This window comes from Bacteroidia bacterium, assembly GCA_037045145.1.
In the GTDB taxonomy this organism is placed as follows: Bacteria; Bacteroidota; Bacteroidia; order AKYH767-A; family OLB10; genus OLB10.
In genome coordinates this window covers 1,806,053-1,820,223 of the sequence record JBAOIA010000011.1, presented here as the reverse complement: position 1 = coordinate 1,820,223, position 14,171 = coordinate 1,806,053, and the positions used below count along the sequence as shown (strand labels likewise).

The following is a 14,171-nucleotide window of genomic DNA, read 5'->3' as shown; positions in this document are numbered from 1 at the left end:
GCTAAAACTTATTTTGAAGGCTTATGCTGAATTATATAATCAGCAATAGTATTGACATCAATCAATATTTTTCTTCCTTCTTTTGGGTCTGTAATTTTTATACCATACTCGCGCTCTAAAAGAACAATTAATTCAATGGAATCAATAGAATCTAATCCTAAACCCCCTTCTCCAAATAAAGGTTGGTCATCATTTATACTTTCTGGAGTTAAATCAAGCAGATTTAAATATTTAATGATATGCTTCTTTAACTCTGGCTTTATTTCTTCTTTTGTCATAATAAATTTTTCCGTTTTAAACCGATATAGGCAATAAGCTGAAGGATTGTTGTCAGCAAAAGCAAAGGTAAAACATTTAGCAGTAGGATATGAAATGGCGATATTTCCAATATTGCTGAATAGTATGCTTTCATTGCCCAACTGAATGGCGAAATATTTGCAATTAATTTAAAAACTTCAGGCATGGCAAATAAAGGCACAAAAATACCTCCTATTGCCGCCAAGATAACCACAGAAGCAGCACCAAAGCCATTAGCTTGCTCAACAGTGTCAGAATAAACGCCAATACACAATGCATAACTTACCGCACATAACCCACAAAATAATGTAGCAAAAAGCAATGGCAATATTCCTGATGTTATTATTAATGGAGGCAATTGCAACACCGGAAATAAAAAAAATCCGATTGAAAACAAAACCAATGTCTGCAAAACAGTCACCACCCAAAAGACCACTTGTTTTGCAATCAACACTTGAGCAATTGATACAGGCAATGTTTTAATTCTTAAAAAACTTCCGCTTCTTTTTTCTTTCACAATGTTTCCACCTAATGTGATTACCGTAAAAAACATGGCGAACAACGTCCATGCCGGTATGTTATGCTGTGTTGCATTTGGGTTTGCAGCACTATTTTCTTTTATCAACGACTCGCTTAGTAACAATGGCTTTGGCAATATTTTTTCTAATGCAGCAGAATCAGGTTGCGATTGATTGACATCATAAAAAAGTTGTTTTAACAGCATTTCGTTCTGAATAGCCATGACTACCGATAAGATAGTTGATTTTATTGAATAGCGATACGATTCCTGTAGTACCGGATCAAAACTCAATTCAAGATTTTTTAATGTTACTTTTTCTTCTGTCGAAACTGTATCGAGCATACCAAATAATTGTAATGACTGTTCTGCCTTTGACTTAATTTCCTGATCAAGTGCATAGGTGTATCCATTAGGAACCATTACAACTACAATAGATTCTTTATCTTCTGACAATTTAAAACTTGGTTTACTAGCGTCATTAAAACTTAAATTAAACATTCCGGTTTGTTCAAGACCTTTACTAAAACTCTGAAAAAACAGACTACTAGAGTCATTATTGATTACCATTAAATCAACTTTGTTTTCATTAACAATCTTAAACGCACTGTTTTGTAAAACAGTCATAAGCAATGCTAATGCAAGAGGCATCAAAAACATCAAAAACAGTCCGGTTTTATCTCGCGAAAGAACTTTAAACTCCTTGACAATTGATGCTGCTAACGGGCTCATTAGTCTCTGTAACTTTTACCGGTTAATTTAATAAACACTTCTTCAAGTGACTTGCATTGATTCTGCAAAAGCAAATTTGCTAATGTATCAACAACTACCACCTGCCCCATGTCAATTAATGCAATGCGATTGCAAAATTCTTCTGCTTCTTTAAGCAAATGTGAAGTATAGATAATTGTTGTCCCCTCAGAATTTATTTTTTTCAGATAACTCAATATAGCCAACCTGCTTTGAACATCAACACCTACTGTAGGTTCATCAAGTATCAGTAATTGTGGCTCATGTAACAAACCAATTGCAATGTTTAGTCTGCGTTTCATTCCACCAGAAAACTCTCTGACTTGCCTTTCTGCAACATGCATCAAACCAAACACCCCAAGCAATTCATTTGACCTACTGTCTAAAGATTTCCCTTTTAAACCATACATGGCACCAAAAAAACTCAGATTCTCTAAAGCACTTAACTCTTCGTAGAATGCAAAATCTTGTGGCACATATCCAACTAACTGATTAATTTCTTTTCGCTGAGTAAATGCATCTTTCCCTAAAATTGAAATAGTACCTGACTGCAATTTCAATATTCCTGTGATTAATGACAATAATGTTGTTTTACCGGCACCATTAGGTCCAAACACACCAAACACTTCTCCCTTTTTTACATTTAGGTTTAAATTAGACAATACAACATTTTCAGTATTTTTATAAGAATAATTTAATGATGATACAGTGAGTGCATCCATAAAGTTTATGCTTTCACAGTTTTATTTTGGACAAATCAGTAAATGCTGTTTTCTCTGCAGCAGCAATCTGCATCAATCTGTCATGCATATTCACAAAATCAGCCCTTTCTGTAAGTCGGCCTTTAAATATTCCTGCCGATTGTATTGCTGAATCACGCCACATATCACCTGCCTTTGTAAACTGTTCTGCTATTTTAACGATTTTGTCATTCTTAATATATGGATTCGACTGCTGCAAAAACGCTGCATAGATATAACGAAATCCACCACCACCGGTACCAATTTCTTCTTGCATTCTCACCAATTGCGCCAAATATAAACCAGTGGTTTTTTCTCCTAAACTATCATACCATTTGAGAATTTTCTTTGCAACAAATTTTATCCCACTGACACCTGCTATTGGCCCCGGAATATAAAGCATATCTCTAATGTTTTGCTTTATACCGCGTTTTATCGCATAGATGATTTTATCATCAGAAACAACTTTATCAATTTCCGGATAATATAATTGTCCTTTAGGTGCTAATGGTCCTTTAGCAAATCGCACTCTGCTTAATTCAAACGATGTTAAGGATGTTGCACCTTCCATTACTGGGTCGCTGATCAAATACCTATCATCTGTCTTTCCATAAACTACAAGGTTGTGTGCATTAAAGTGAAAACGGTATTCCTTCGGAAAATAAGTCAGATAGTAAACTCCAACCTGACATCCAACTGGCTGGTTTTTTGAAAGACAATCATCAAGTATTCTTTGTGCTTCAAATTCCGAACGAAACTTTTTTCTTATAACCTTCACTCCTAAACGACTGCATGTTCTTTTAAAGATTAACCCCGGCATTGTTCTAAAAGAAAAAGCCGGAGCATTATTAACCTTTAGAAATGGAATATAAATAAAAAATAACCCCGAACCCATACCAAACACTAATGGCTCGGTGAGTTTCAACCCCGAATAATTCAAAAGATTAACAGTTACACCATTCTCACAATGTGCCGATTGCTGGTGATTAAAATTTATCTTCATTAAATTTTTCTGTTTTCAAATCTTCAACATCTATTTCAAATACTAAAGCATATTTTGACAAAATTTTATTGTCGAGCTTAATAAAAACAGCTGGCTTCAAATGTCTTTTGATGGTCCACTTCCAGAAGCCTGTATAAGCACTTAAAATACCAATATCCATTAAGCGCAATTCCATGAAATATAAAATAGGACTTACTTCATGATTTTTTACTTTATTGTACGCTGCAATAATTCTTTGTTCAATGTCCTGCCAGGCTACATTCAACGCATTGGTTTTAACATCCCATCCGGTACTGTTAGCAGTTGTATATTGTCCATCTTCACCAACAGCATAACACAACTCCTTAATATAGTTGACTAGTGCGCTATGATCTTGCGGAATATCTTTTTTGTCCATTAAACAACAGTTAGTATAGCAAACACATACGAAAAACGTGCGCTTTCCGGAACTGCTAATACAATTTTTTCTCCTTGCTTTAGGCGATTAGTTCTCATCAATTCTTCAAGCATCAGATAAATAGATCCAGCACCAACATTACCAACTTCAGATAAGTTGGTAAACCATTTTTCCATTGGAATAACTAACCCCTTAGAACGAAATCCTTCGTCCATTTTATCTCTGAAAAACTCACTTGAAATGTGAGGCAAAAACCAATCTATTTTATCTCCTGCCAAACTATGTGTTTTAAGCATAGATATTAATTTATCAGAACCTAAATCAACAATGTACTTGCTTAACAATTTTACATCTTGTTTTATATTCAATACAGAATTCGATACAATCTCTGCTGGAGACATATCCATATAACTCACAAATGATCCATCATCCATTTTATCGGCTGCAGAATACATGCATGGCTCTACTAAATGTGCATAAGACACTCCTTCTATGGCGTCAATTCGCAACGACAATCCCGTATCATTCTTCTTATTTTCTACTAATGCTGCCGCAGCTCCATCACTTAACATCCATCTTAAAAATTCTTTATCAAATGATATGTATGGATTTTCTTCAATCTGAGAAAGTTTTTTAGCTTCCTCTTCAAACGACTGATGATGCATGATTCTGGAAGTACGTTCCGAGCCGGCAACAACTGCTTTTTTAGATTGACCCGTTTTTACTGCAAGCCATATATATTTTAAAGCATGCATGCCGGAGCAACAATTACCCGTTGGCGACACCACCTCCATATCTCTTGCCTCCGTAAGCCAACCATGAACCATCACAGCATGTGATGGCATCCATTGGTCTGGTGACGATGTACCGCAGCTCAATAAATCAACCTCCCTGATTTCTTCCTGGCGATTAACAAAAAGCGCTCTAATCGCAAGTGCTGTCATTTCTGAATTAGTATGAGTTGCTTTACCATTTTTATCTAAAGCATAATAACGACACTTAATACCATTATTACGCAAAACAATTCGCTTTGACTTGGCTGAATGTTCGTTAATCAAACCGATATACTGCTCCATCTCATCATTCAATACAGGCTTATTGGGCAAAAACCTTGATAGTCGGGTAATGTAAACTTCGTGTAACATAACTTAGGGCTGCAAATTTACACCTTCATGGAAATCTTTTTGCCTATTTAATGATTTATTAAAAATTGGTTGTATTATTAGTGTAAATAACAGAATTACAATCGGTGAAAGTAAAAATAAAGCAAATAAAAGATACATTCTAAAAATATTTATCCATAATTTACGGTTTTGCTTTCCTCTAATCAGCTTAGCCCATACTGTAAATATTTTTATTGCCCGGCCTTCCACAAACATCAACCTGGGGCTAACAAATACTCCTTCGTGATTTATCCAATTTTGCTGTAAGCCCTTCCATTCATTTTTCAACAATCTTTCACATGCTTCAGCTCCAAAATTTTTACTGCTCTCTATATCTGCATCACTGATACCTGGTTTTGGGAAAACACCAAACATTTTGTCCTTTTTCCCCTTGAAAAGCCAGTATTGTATTGTAATGCCACTTATCAAATTGTGATGCCTGTCTCTTAAAACTAAATTGCCAACATGTATTCCATTATTATCTCTAATCCAATTTCTGATTCTCTGCTGTGCCGAAATCCACATATTACGTGCACCGCAAATTGTAATAACAGGTGTTTGGTTAACTACAGATTTGATTAAGGAATCTTTCAAGGCCGAAATTATCGGTAATGAAGGAGATAAAAACCAAGGTTGCCAGGCAATAACAATTAAGTCATAATGGTCTTTTGAAACCTCTACTTTTTTTATGGCAATAGGAATGTCCAATACACACTCAGGCATTGCATCAAAAAATCGCTCCCCATTCCAAGGAAATTTAAACTCTTCCTTCGGAACAATTTCAACAAATTCAACATCACACCCAGAGTTAATAAATGGCGAACAAAAGTTGTTCACTATCTGCTTCAATTGACCGGTTTGTGAATAATATAAAACTAATATTCTCTTACTCACGGTCTTTTAGATTTAAATATTTGGAGTTTTTAGAATATTCTATCATCAAATTACGTAACTGATATGAAAGCTTATTAAAACTTTTCTGCACAATGACTGCATCCTCATTTAAGTTACTCTTATATTTTAAAAATGCAGGGCTGTTTTCTTGAATAATCAATCGCAATATTCTAAAATTTACATTGGAACTATCTTGCCTAATTTCTTTCTCCAGCAACTTCTTTCCTTCTTTAAATAAATTTAATTTCTCTGCAGGTCGTTTCACCAAATCTGCTTTTTTCATCAGTAAAGCTCCTTGACAACCTTGTGCTAAGTTGGTTTTAGAAACGCTAACTTCTTCAATAAGCTTATTCATAACAACAGTATCAGAAGTTGACAAATTTTCCACAACCCTGATAAACATTTTCATGTCCTCATCAGGCTTTATATTAATTACGATAAACAAAATACAGCTAAATACTACTCTCATTTCAGTTTATGATGAAATCATCTTCAAGTATCAATAAAATTTTTTTGCACAAATTATCCCTCATTCAAATCGGTGTAAAAATAAGTTTTTTGTCGCATGTATTCGATACAGTAAAAGCCGGACACTTTACTAAAACAAAAAATATTCAACCATGCAATTTGTACTTTTGCATCCTATTTAATTTTTAATATGCGTAAAATACTTGTTTTAGGAGCAGGAAAATCTTCCTGGCATCTTATTAACTATCTGCTTTCAAATGCTCAGGAACAAAATTGGCATGTTACTGTTGCCGATGCTTCACTTGAATTAGCTAAATCTAAAACAAAAAATCATCCTTCTTCAAATGCCATTGATTTTAATATAAATGATCAATCACAGCGAAAATCAGAGATCACTAAAGCTGACATTGTAATTTCTCTTCTTCCCCCGGCACTTCATACTATTGCTGCAATTGAATGTCTGTCAGAAAGCAAAAATTTAGTAACAGCATCTTATGTTTCTGAGCAGATGAGTGCACTTAACAATGATGTAAAAAACAAAAACCTTATTTTTTTAAATGAGTGCGGTCTGGACCCCGGAATAGATCATATGTCTGCAATGCAAATAATTCATTCATTACAGTCAAAAGGTGCAGAAATTACTTCATTTAAATCTTTTACCGGAGGCTTAGTCTCACCTGAATCCAACAACAATCCATGGGGATATAAATTTACATGGAATCCCAAAAACGTTATTCTCGCAGGACAAGGCACAGCATTATATAGACAAAATCGAAAAAACAAGTTCACCCCCTACCATCGATTGTTTTCACAAACAGAAAAAATAAATATATCAGGCACTGGTCAGTTTGAAGGTTATGCCAATAGAAATTCAAATGCTTATACTGAAACGTATAATCTAAAGAACATCTCAACCCTGCTGCGTGGCACTTTACGATATATAGGATATTGTTCAGCTTGGAATTTGTTTGTACATCTTGGGATAACTGACGACACTTATATCATAGACACTTCGTCACTGACTTACCATGATTGGATTTACTCCTATTTGTCTGACAATGATAGTCCCATACTCCAAAAACTACAATCAGAATTTTCATATTTAAATCTTTCAGCCGATGATTGGGAAAGAATAAAATGGACCGGTGTTTTAGAAAAAACACCAATTCCTCTTAGCAGTGGTACCCCTGCAGAAATTCTACTTAATTTATTGGAGTCAAAATGGAAAATGGAAAATGGTGATTTAGACCTTGTAGTTATGCAACATAAATTTGAATATAATCTTAACGGGAAAACTGAAACACATATTTCATCATTAAGTGTAAAAGGCGAAAACGAAACAGCAACTGCTATGTCTAAAACAGTTGGTTTACCTATGGCAATCGCTTCAAAACTTATTCTTAATGGAAAAATTAAGTCGAAGGGGGTGGCAATTCCGGTTGTTTCTGAAATTTATGAACCTGTGTTGAATGAACTTATAGAACACAATGTCGTTTTTAAAGAAGAGCATTGGTAATTCTGTTCATTCTGATACATCTGAGGCAATAAAGCATGTTATTGAAAACTCTTTAATATAAGAACAACATTACATAGAGTTAATAACTATAAAAAATTTGCGATCAAAATCATAAAACAGTTGGTTAAATATTTCAAGTCGTGAAAATGTTTGTTAGGAAAGTCGCTCAGGCAAATGTGTATAATAATTTTTTGTCAGCTTTATATATTCATCAGTATACCTTCCATCAATGTTTTGAATAGATAAAAAACCTGTAACTATTGAATCCTTAATTTTACTTAAGCATAGAAGCAATCTTTTATCCTCTCTACCATCTTTAGTTCTGACTCTGATTAGCTTATTCAGATACAAGCCATGCTTTTCACACGCCTCTATAAAAATACCTCCTTCTTTTACTGGTTGTATAAGACAAAACTTTCCGGAATCACTCAACAACTTCACCACCGATACAATTAAGTCATCCATGGTAAATGAATCATCTAAGTGCCTTGCCACATTTCTATTTAACTGTTGCGACTTCTGTGCATTGATAAAAAACGGTGGATTACTGATAATTAAATCATACTTCTTTTTTGAATTTGCGGCAAATTGCTGTACCGATTGATGAATAACATTAAGCCTTTCCTTCCATTTCGATTCATGAAAGTTTCGTTTCGCCTGATTATATGCACTGCTATCTATTTCTATAGCATCAATCAGTGCGTTACACTTTTGTGCCAGCATTAATGCCAGCAATCCTGTCCCCGTACCGATATCTAATATGTTTAACACATTAATATTACATTCAACCCAAGAACCTAAAAGGACTCCATCAGTGCCAACTTTCATAGCACAATTCTCCTGATGAACGATAAACTCTTTAAATTTAAAGTGATTTTGGCTGCTTTCTGACATAAATTATGGCAAATATCTAATTTATCCTGCTGCTTACCAACATATTATCACAATATTTAGCAATGTTGATAAAAAAGATTGAAATATTATTTGGCATATCCATAAACAGAGTTACCTTTGCAGCCCCAAAATAACCAAAAAGGGATTTAACTCAACGGAGTTAAAAATAAAATAAAAAAAGTTTAAAATAAATTTGCGCAATTGAAAAATGAGTTCTACTTTTGCGCTCCCATTTTGAAAACGATATTTTAGTTTATCAAAATATATTAAACGTTCTTTGAAGATTAAAAGGAAATAACAAGCCTGACCTGATTTTAAAAAAGCACAAAATCAGGACATGAATAAAATCCCAGAGCATTATATTCTTACTTCTTGGCTTCGGCCAAGAAAAGAATTAAAAGACAAACTACAACGAAGAGTTTGATCCTGGCTCAGGATTAACGCTAGCGGCAGGCCTAATACATGCAAGTCGAACGGGATTCAAAGTAGCAATATTTTGATGAGAGTGGCGCACGGGTGAGTAACACGTATGCAATTTACCTTTAACTGGGGGATAGCCCTCCGAAAGGAGGATTAATACCGCATAATATATTGAAATGGCATCATTTTAATATTAAACCTACGGGGGTTAAAGATGAGCATGCATCCGATTAGCTAGTTGGTGTGGTAACGGCTCACCAAGGCAACGATCGGTAGGGGGTCTGAGAGGATGATCCCCCACACTGGTACTGAGACACGGACCAGACTCCTACGGGAGGCAGCAGTAAGGAATATTGGACAATGGAGGCAACTCTGATCCAGCCATGCCGCGTGAAGGATTAAGGCCCTATGGGTTGTAAACTTCTTTTAGACGGGACAAAACCCCTTTACGTGTAAAGGGTTGATGGTACTGTCAGAATAAGCATCGGCTAACTTCGTGCCAGCAGCCGCGGTAATACGAAGGATGCAAGCGTTATCCGGAATTATTGGGTTTAAAGGGTGCGTAGGCGGACTAATAAGTCAGTGGTGAAAGCCTGCAGCTTAACTGCAGAATTGCCGTTGATACTGTTAGTCTTGAGTACAGTTGAGGTAGGCGGAATGTGTCATGTAGCGGTGAAATGCTTAGATATGACACAGAACACCGATTGCGAAGGCAGCTTGCTAAGCTGTAACTGACGCTGAGGCACGAAAGCGTGGGGAGCAAACAGGATTAGATACCCTGGTAGTCCACGCCCTAAACGATGATAACTCGCTGTTGGCGATATACTGTCAGCAGCCAAGCGAAAGCATTAAGTTATCCACCTGGGGAGTACGACCGCAAGGTTGAAACTCAAAGGAATTGACGGGGGCCCGCACAAGCGGAGGAGCATGTGGTTTAATTCGATGATACGCGAGGAACCTTACCTGGGCTTGAAAGTTAGCGACCGACTCCGAAAAGAGTCTTTCAGAAATGACGCGAAACTAGGTGCTGCATGGCTGTCGTCAGCTCGTGCCGTGAGGTGTTGGGTTAAGTCCCGCAACGAGCGCAACCCCTATTCTTAGTTGCCATCAGGTTATGCTGGGGACTCTAAGAAGACTGCCCGCGCAAGCGGTGAGGAAGGTGGGGATGACGTCAAGTCATCACGGCCCTTACGTCCAGGGCTACACACGTGCTACAATGGCCGGTACAATGGGCAGCCACATGGCAACATGGAGCTAATCTCTAAAACCGGTCTCAGTTCGGATTGAGGTCTGCAACTCGACCTCATGAAGCTGGATTCGCTAGTAATCGCAAATCAGCAATGTTGCGGTGAATACGTTCCCGGGCCTTGTACACACCGCCCGTCAAGCCATGGAAGTTGGGAGTACCTAAAGTCGATAACCGAAAGGAGTCGCCTAGGGTAAAACCGATGACTGGGGCTAAGTCGTAACAAGGTAGCCGTACCGGAAGGTGCGGCTGGAATACCTCCTTTCTGGAGCGATTTTATATTGCTTGTTATTTCCCTTATTCTTCATTTATTACCACTCGAGTTAACGTGGTGCTTCAACGAGGAACTATTCCTTATTTAATAGTCCCGTAGCTCAGCTTGGTTAGAGCACTACACTGATAATGTAGGGGTCAGCAGTTCAAATCTGCTCGGGACTACATAATTAATCAAGTCTTTTACTTGATTCGGGGGTGTAGCTCAGCTGGCTAGAGCACCTGCCTTGCACGCAGGGGGTCATCGGTTCGAATCCGTTCACCTCCACCATATTAACTTGTTATAAATCACAACGGTGATTTATTTTACTTAAACAATTAGCTTATATTAGTAAAGCGTTCCTTTTGGAATTAAATTGGTGCAAATCCACTATCGTTTACACTCCCCTTTTATGGGAAATGTTCTTTGACTTACTGGCAAAAAAATAATAAAATAAAATAGAGTAAAAAAGTTACTAAGAGCACATGGTGAATGCCTTGGCTCTCAATGTCGATGAAGGACGTGATTACCTGCGATAAGCTTCGGGTAGGTGGAAATAACCTTTGATCCGGAGATCTCCGAATAGGGAAACCTTTAGTATTGAAGATACTAAATCATAATGAAGATAACCCAGAGAACTGAAACATCTAAGTACCTGGAGGAAAAGAAAACAACAGTGATTCCCCAAGTAGTGGCGAGCGAACGGGGAACAGCCCAAACCAATAATGTTAAGGCATTCTTGGGGTTGTAGGACTGCAACGTGGACTTTTAATTGGAAATGGAAGCTGTCTGGAAAGCAGCATCATAGAAGGTGATAATCCTGTACATGAATCCAATTAGATACCTAGCAGTATCCTGAGTACCGCGGGGTCGGAGACGCCCTGCGGGAATCCACCGGCACCATCCGGTAAGGCTAAATACAATTGAGAGACCGATAGTGAACAAGTACTGTGAAGGAAAGGTGAAAAGAACCGCGAACAGCGGAGTGAAATAGAACCTGAAACCATGTGCTTACAAGCGGTTGGAGTCCCGATTTATCGGGATGACAGCGTGCCTTTTGCATAATGAGCCTACGAGTTACTCCTCTCTGGCAAGGTTAACCCCGTTAACGGGGGAAGCCGAAGCGAAAGCAAGTCTGAATAGGGCGAATAGTCAGAGGGGGTAGACGCGAAACCTTGTGATCTACCCTTGGTCAGGATGAAGTCTCGGTAACACGAGATGGAGGTCCGAACTGGTAAACGTTGAAAAGTTTTCGGATGAACTGAGGGTAGGGGTGAAAGGCTAATCAAACTGGGAAATAGCTCGTACTCCCCGAAATGTTTTTAGGAACAGCCTCGATTCAATTGTCATAGAGGTAGAGCTACTAATTGGGCTAGGGGGCTTCACCGCCTACCAAACCCAGATAAACTCCGAATGCTATTGACATATAATCGGGAGTGAGGCTCCGGGTGCTAAGGTCCGGGGCCGAGAGGGAAACAACCCAGACCATCAGCTAAGGTCCCTAAATATATACTAAGTTGATAAAACGTGGTCCGATTGCTTTGACAGCTAGGATGTTTGCTTGGAAGCAGCAATTCATTTAAAGAGTGCGTAACAGCTCACTAGTCGAGCGATCGGGCGTGGATAATAAACGGGCATTAAGTATATTACCGAAGCTATGGGTCCATATGGACGGTAGGGGAGCATTCCAACAACACAGAAGATTTGGCGTAAGCCGGATTGGAGTTCTTGGAAAAGCAAATGTAGGCATAAGTAACGATAATGCAGGTGAAAAACCTGCACACCGTAAGACTAAGGTTTCCTGATCAATGCTAATCAGATCAGGGTTAGTCGGGTCCTAAGGATAATCCGAATGGAAAAGCCGATGGATAACTGGTTAATATTCCAGTACTAGCAAATGTAGTGATGGAACTACGAAGAAGTGAAAGATCTGCGTACTGACGGATATGTACGTTAAAGCTCGTAGATATAGATTGTATAGGCAAATCCATACAATCTGTCGAAAGTGATAGTACCACAAGTCTTCGGACAAGTGGATAATGATCCTAATCATGCTTCCGAGAAACATTCCTAAACTTATACATTTGCTACCCGTACCGTAATCCGACACAGGTAGTCGAGGAGAGAATCCTAAGGTGCTCGAGTGAATCATGGCTAAGGAACTCGGCAAATTAACCCTGTAACTTCGGGATAAAGGGTGCCCTGCTTATGCAGGGCCGCAGTGAAATGGCCCAGGCGACTGTTTAACAAAAACACATGGCTTTGCTAAATCGAAAGATTACGTATAAGGCCTGACACCTGCCCGGTGCTGGAAGGTTAAGAGGAGATGTTAGAAGCAATTCAAAGCATTGAATCGAAGCCCCAGTAAACGGCGGCCGTAACTATAACGGTCCTAAGGTAGCGAAATTCCTTGTCGGGTAAGTTCCGACCTGCACGAATGGTGTAACGATCTGGGCACTGTCTCAGCCATGAGCTCGGTGAAATTGTAGTATCGGTGAAGATGCCGATTACCCGCAACGGGACGGAAAGACCCCGTGCACCTTCACTATAACTTTGCATTGAGTTTGGGTAATTGATGTGTAGGATAGGTGGGAGACTTTGAAGTGGTAGCGCTAGCTATTATGGAGTCAACCTTGAAATACCACCCTTCAATTATTTGAATTCTAATCCCGATTATCGGGAAACAGTGCATGGTGGGTAGTTTGACTGGGGTGGTCGCCTCCCAAAATGTAACGGAGGCTTTCAAAGGTACCCTCAGTACGCTTGGTAACCGTACGTAGAGTGCAATAGCATAAGGGTGCTTAACTGTGAGACTAACAAGTCGAGCAGAATCGAAAGATGGATATAGTGATCCGGTGGTTCCGAATGGAAGGGCCATCGCTCAAAGGATAAAAGGTACGCCGGGGATAACAGGCTGATCTCCCCCAAGAGCTCACATCGACGGGGAGGTTTGGCACCTCGATGTCGGCTCGTCACGTCCTGGGGCTGGAGAAGGTCCCAAGGGTTGAGCTGTTCGCTCATTAAAGTGGCACGCGAGCTGGGTTCAGAACGTCGTGAGACAGTTCGGTCCCTATCTGTTGTGGGCGTTTGAAGTTTGAGAGGGCCTGACTCTAGTACGAGAGGACCGAGTCGGACGAACCTCTAGTGTACCTGTTGTAGCGCCAGCTGCACCGCAGGGTAGCTACGTTCGGTTAAGATAAGCGCTGAAAGCATCTAAGCGCGAAACTTGCCTCAAGATAAGACTTCTTTATAAGGGTCGTTAAAGACTATAACGTTGATAGGTTGCAAGTGTAAAGACAGCAATGTCAAAGCTGAGCAATACTAATTACCCGAAACTTTAATCAAAAATTTTATTTTATTATTTTTTGCCTAGTATTGTCAATAATTTATTTAAGAAATTATGGTGACTATTGCAAGGGTGTCCACCTCTTCCCATACCGAACAGAGAAGTTAAGCCCCTTAGCGCAGATGGTACTGCAGTAACATGTGGGATAGTATGTCGTTGCCGTAAATATTAAGGCTACCAAATATTTGGTAGCCTTTTTTTTATCCCTACTCATCTATGAAAACCAATTTTATTGCTTTATTTTATCCTGATAAATTAAAATTACAT

10 protein-coding genes, 2 tRNA genes and 3 rRNA genes are annotated in these 14,171 nt (G+C 38.6%); 6 read left to right on the top strand and 9 right to left on the bottom strand.

Annotated features, from left to right (window positions below; all coding sequences use genetic code 11):
- Positions 1-8 precede the first annotated feature (8 nt).
- Genes V9G42_08640 through V9G42_08605 form a run of 8 tightly spaced genes read right to left on the bottom strand, consistent with a single transcriptional unit; the run spans position 9 to position 6,230 of the window.
- Positions 9-278 carry a phosphopantetheine-binding protein gene (locus tag V9G42_08640; protein MEI2759476.1) on the bottom strand — a complete coding sequence of 90 codons (270 nt, stop codon included), beginning with the start codon at positions 276-278 and terminating at the stop codon, positions 9-11.
- Positions 275-1,546: an ABC transporter permease gene (locus V9G42_08635; GenBank protein MEI2759475.1), complete on the bottom strand. Its 1,272-nt coding sequence runs from the start codon at positions 1,544-1,546 to the stop codon at positions 275-277. Before V9G42_08635 ends, V9G42_08640 begins: the two co-directional genes overlap by 4 nt.
- Positions 1,546-2,286, bottom strand: coding sequence for an ABC transporter ATP-binding protein (locus tag V9G42_08630; protein ID MEI2759474.1), 741 nt, complete (start codon positions 2,284-2,286; stop codon positions 1,546-1,548). The genes V9G42_08635 and V9G42_08630 overlap by 1 nt, the downstream gene beginning before the upstream one ends.
- Positions 2,287-2,299: 13 nt before the next feature.
- A complete protein-coding gene (locus V9G42_08625; protein MEI2759473.1) occupies positions 2,300-3,307 on the bottom strand; it encodes a BtrH N-terminal domain-containing protein in 1,008 nt (335 codons plus the stop codon).
- Positions 3,291-3,704 carry a hypothetical protein gene (locus tag V9G42_08620; GenBank protein MEI2759472.1) on the bottom strand — a complete coding sequence of 138 codons (414 nt, stop codon included), beginning with the start codon at positions 3,702-3,704 and terminating at the stop codon, positions 3,291-3,293. The genes V9G42_08625 and V9G42_08620 overlap by 17 nt, the downstream gene beginning before the upstream one ends.
- A complete protein-coding gene (locus tag V9G42_08615; GenBank protein MEI2759471.1) occupies positions 3,704-4,849 on the bottom strand; it encodes a beta-ketoacyl-ACP synthase III in 1,146 nt (381 codons plus the stop codon). Before V9G42_08615 ends, V9G42_08620 begins: the two co-directional genes overlap by 1 nt.
- 3 nt (positions 4,850-4,852) lie before the next feature.
- Positions 4,853-5,761, bottom strand: coding sequence for a hypothetical protein (locus V9G42_08610; protein ID MEI2759470.1), 909 nt, complete (start codon positions 5,759-5,761; stop codon positions 4,853-4,855).
- Complete coding sequence (locus tag V9G42_08605; protein ID MEI2759469.1) at positions 5,754-6,230, bottom strand: hypothetical protein; 477 nt, start codon at positions 6,228-6,230, stop codon at positions 5,754-5,756. Before V9G42_08605 ends, V9G42_08610 begins: the two co-directional genes overlap by 8 nt.
- Before the next feature lie 189 nt (positions 6,231-6,419).
- Between V9G42_08605 and V9G42_08600 the strand changes: the two genes are divergently transcribed.
- Positions 6,420-7,745 carry a saccharopine dehydrogenase C-terminal domain-containing protein gene (locus V9G42_08600; protein ID MEI2759468.1) on the top strand — a complete coding sequence of 442 codons (1,326 nt, stop codon included), beginning with the start codon at positions 6,420-6,422 and terminating at the stop codon, positions 7,743-7,745.
- A gap of 153 nt (positions 7,746-7,898) precedes the next feature.
- On the opposite strand, the gene V9G42_08595 is transcribed toward V9G42_08600, so the two are convergent.
- Positions 7,899-8,639 carry a methyltransferase gene (locus V9G42_08595; protein MEI2759467.1) on the bottom strand — a complete coding sequence of 247 codons (741 nt, stop codon included), beginning with the start codon at positions 8,637-8,639 and terminating at the stop codon, positions 7,899-7,901.
- A gap of 408 nt (positions 8,640-9,047) precedes the next feature.
- Between V9G42_08595 and V9G42_08590 the strand changes: the two genes are divergently transcribed.
- The 5 genes from V9G42_08590 to rrf all read left to right on the top strand — a co-directional run bounded on the left by V9G42_08590 (position 9,048) and on the right by rrf (position 14,069).
- Positions 9,048-10,570 (top strand): 16S ribosomal RNA (locus tag V9G42_08590).
- A 98-nt stretch (positions 10,571-10,668) separates the two neighbouring features.
- Positions 10,669-10,743 (top strand) — tRNA-Ile (locus tag V9G42_08585).
- Between the two features lie 29 nt (positions 10,744-10,772).
- Positions 10,773-10,849, top strand: a tRNA-Ala gene (locus tag V9G42_08580).
- A 174-nt stretch (positions 10,850-11,023) separates the two neighbouring features.
- Positions 11,024-13,902: ribosomal RNA gene (locus V9G42_08575) — 23S ribosomal RNA — on the top strand.
- A 55-nt stretch (positions 13,903-13,957) separates the two neighbouring features.
- Positions 13,958-14,069: ribosomal RNA gene (gene rrf / locus V9G42_08570) — 5S ribosomal RNA — on the top strand.
- The 16S, 23S and 5S rRNA genes sit together here with 2 tRNA genes alongside, the layout of an rRNA operon.
- The last annotated feature ends 102 nt before the right edge of the window (positions 14,070-14,171 follow it).

Coding starts and splice junctions, on each gene's coding strand:
- V9G42_08640 (MEI2759476.1), bottom strand. CDS start 278: ATGACAAAAGAAGAAATAAAGCCAGAGTTAAAGAAGCATATCATTAAA.
- V9G42_08635 (MEI2759475.1), bottom strand. CDS start 1,546: ATGAGCCCGTTAGCAGCATCAATTGTCAAGGAGTTTAAAGTTCTTTCG.
- V9G42_08630 (MEI2759474.1), bottom strand. CDS start 2,286: ATGGATGCACTCACTGTATCATCATTAAATTATTCTTATAAAAATACT.
- V9G42_08625 (MEI2759473.1), bottom strand. CDS start 3,307: ATGAAGATAAATTTTAATCACCAGCAATCGGCACATTGTGAGAATGGT.
- V9G42_08620 (MEI2759472.1), bottom strand. CDS start 3,704: ATGGACAAAAAAGATATTCCGCAAGATCATAGCGCACTAGTCAACTAT.
- V9G42_08615 (MEI2759471.1), bottom strand. CDS start 4,849: ATGTTACACGAAGTTTACATTACCCGACTATCAAGGTTTTTGCCCAAT.
- V9G42_08605 (MEI2759469.1), bottom strand. CDS start 6,230: ATGAGAGTAGTATTTAGCTGTATTTTGTTTATCGTAATTAATATAAAG.
- V9G42_08600 (MEI2759468.1), top strand. CDS start 6,420: ATGCGTAAAATACTTGTTTTAGGAGCAGGAAAATCTTCCTGGCATCTT.
- V9G42_08595 (MEI2759467.1), bottom strand. CDS start 8,639: ATGTCAGAAAGCAGCCAAAATCACTTTAAATTTAAAGAGTTTATCGTT.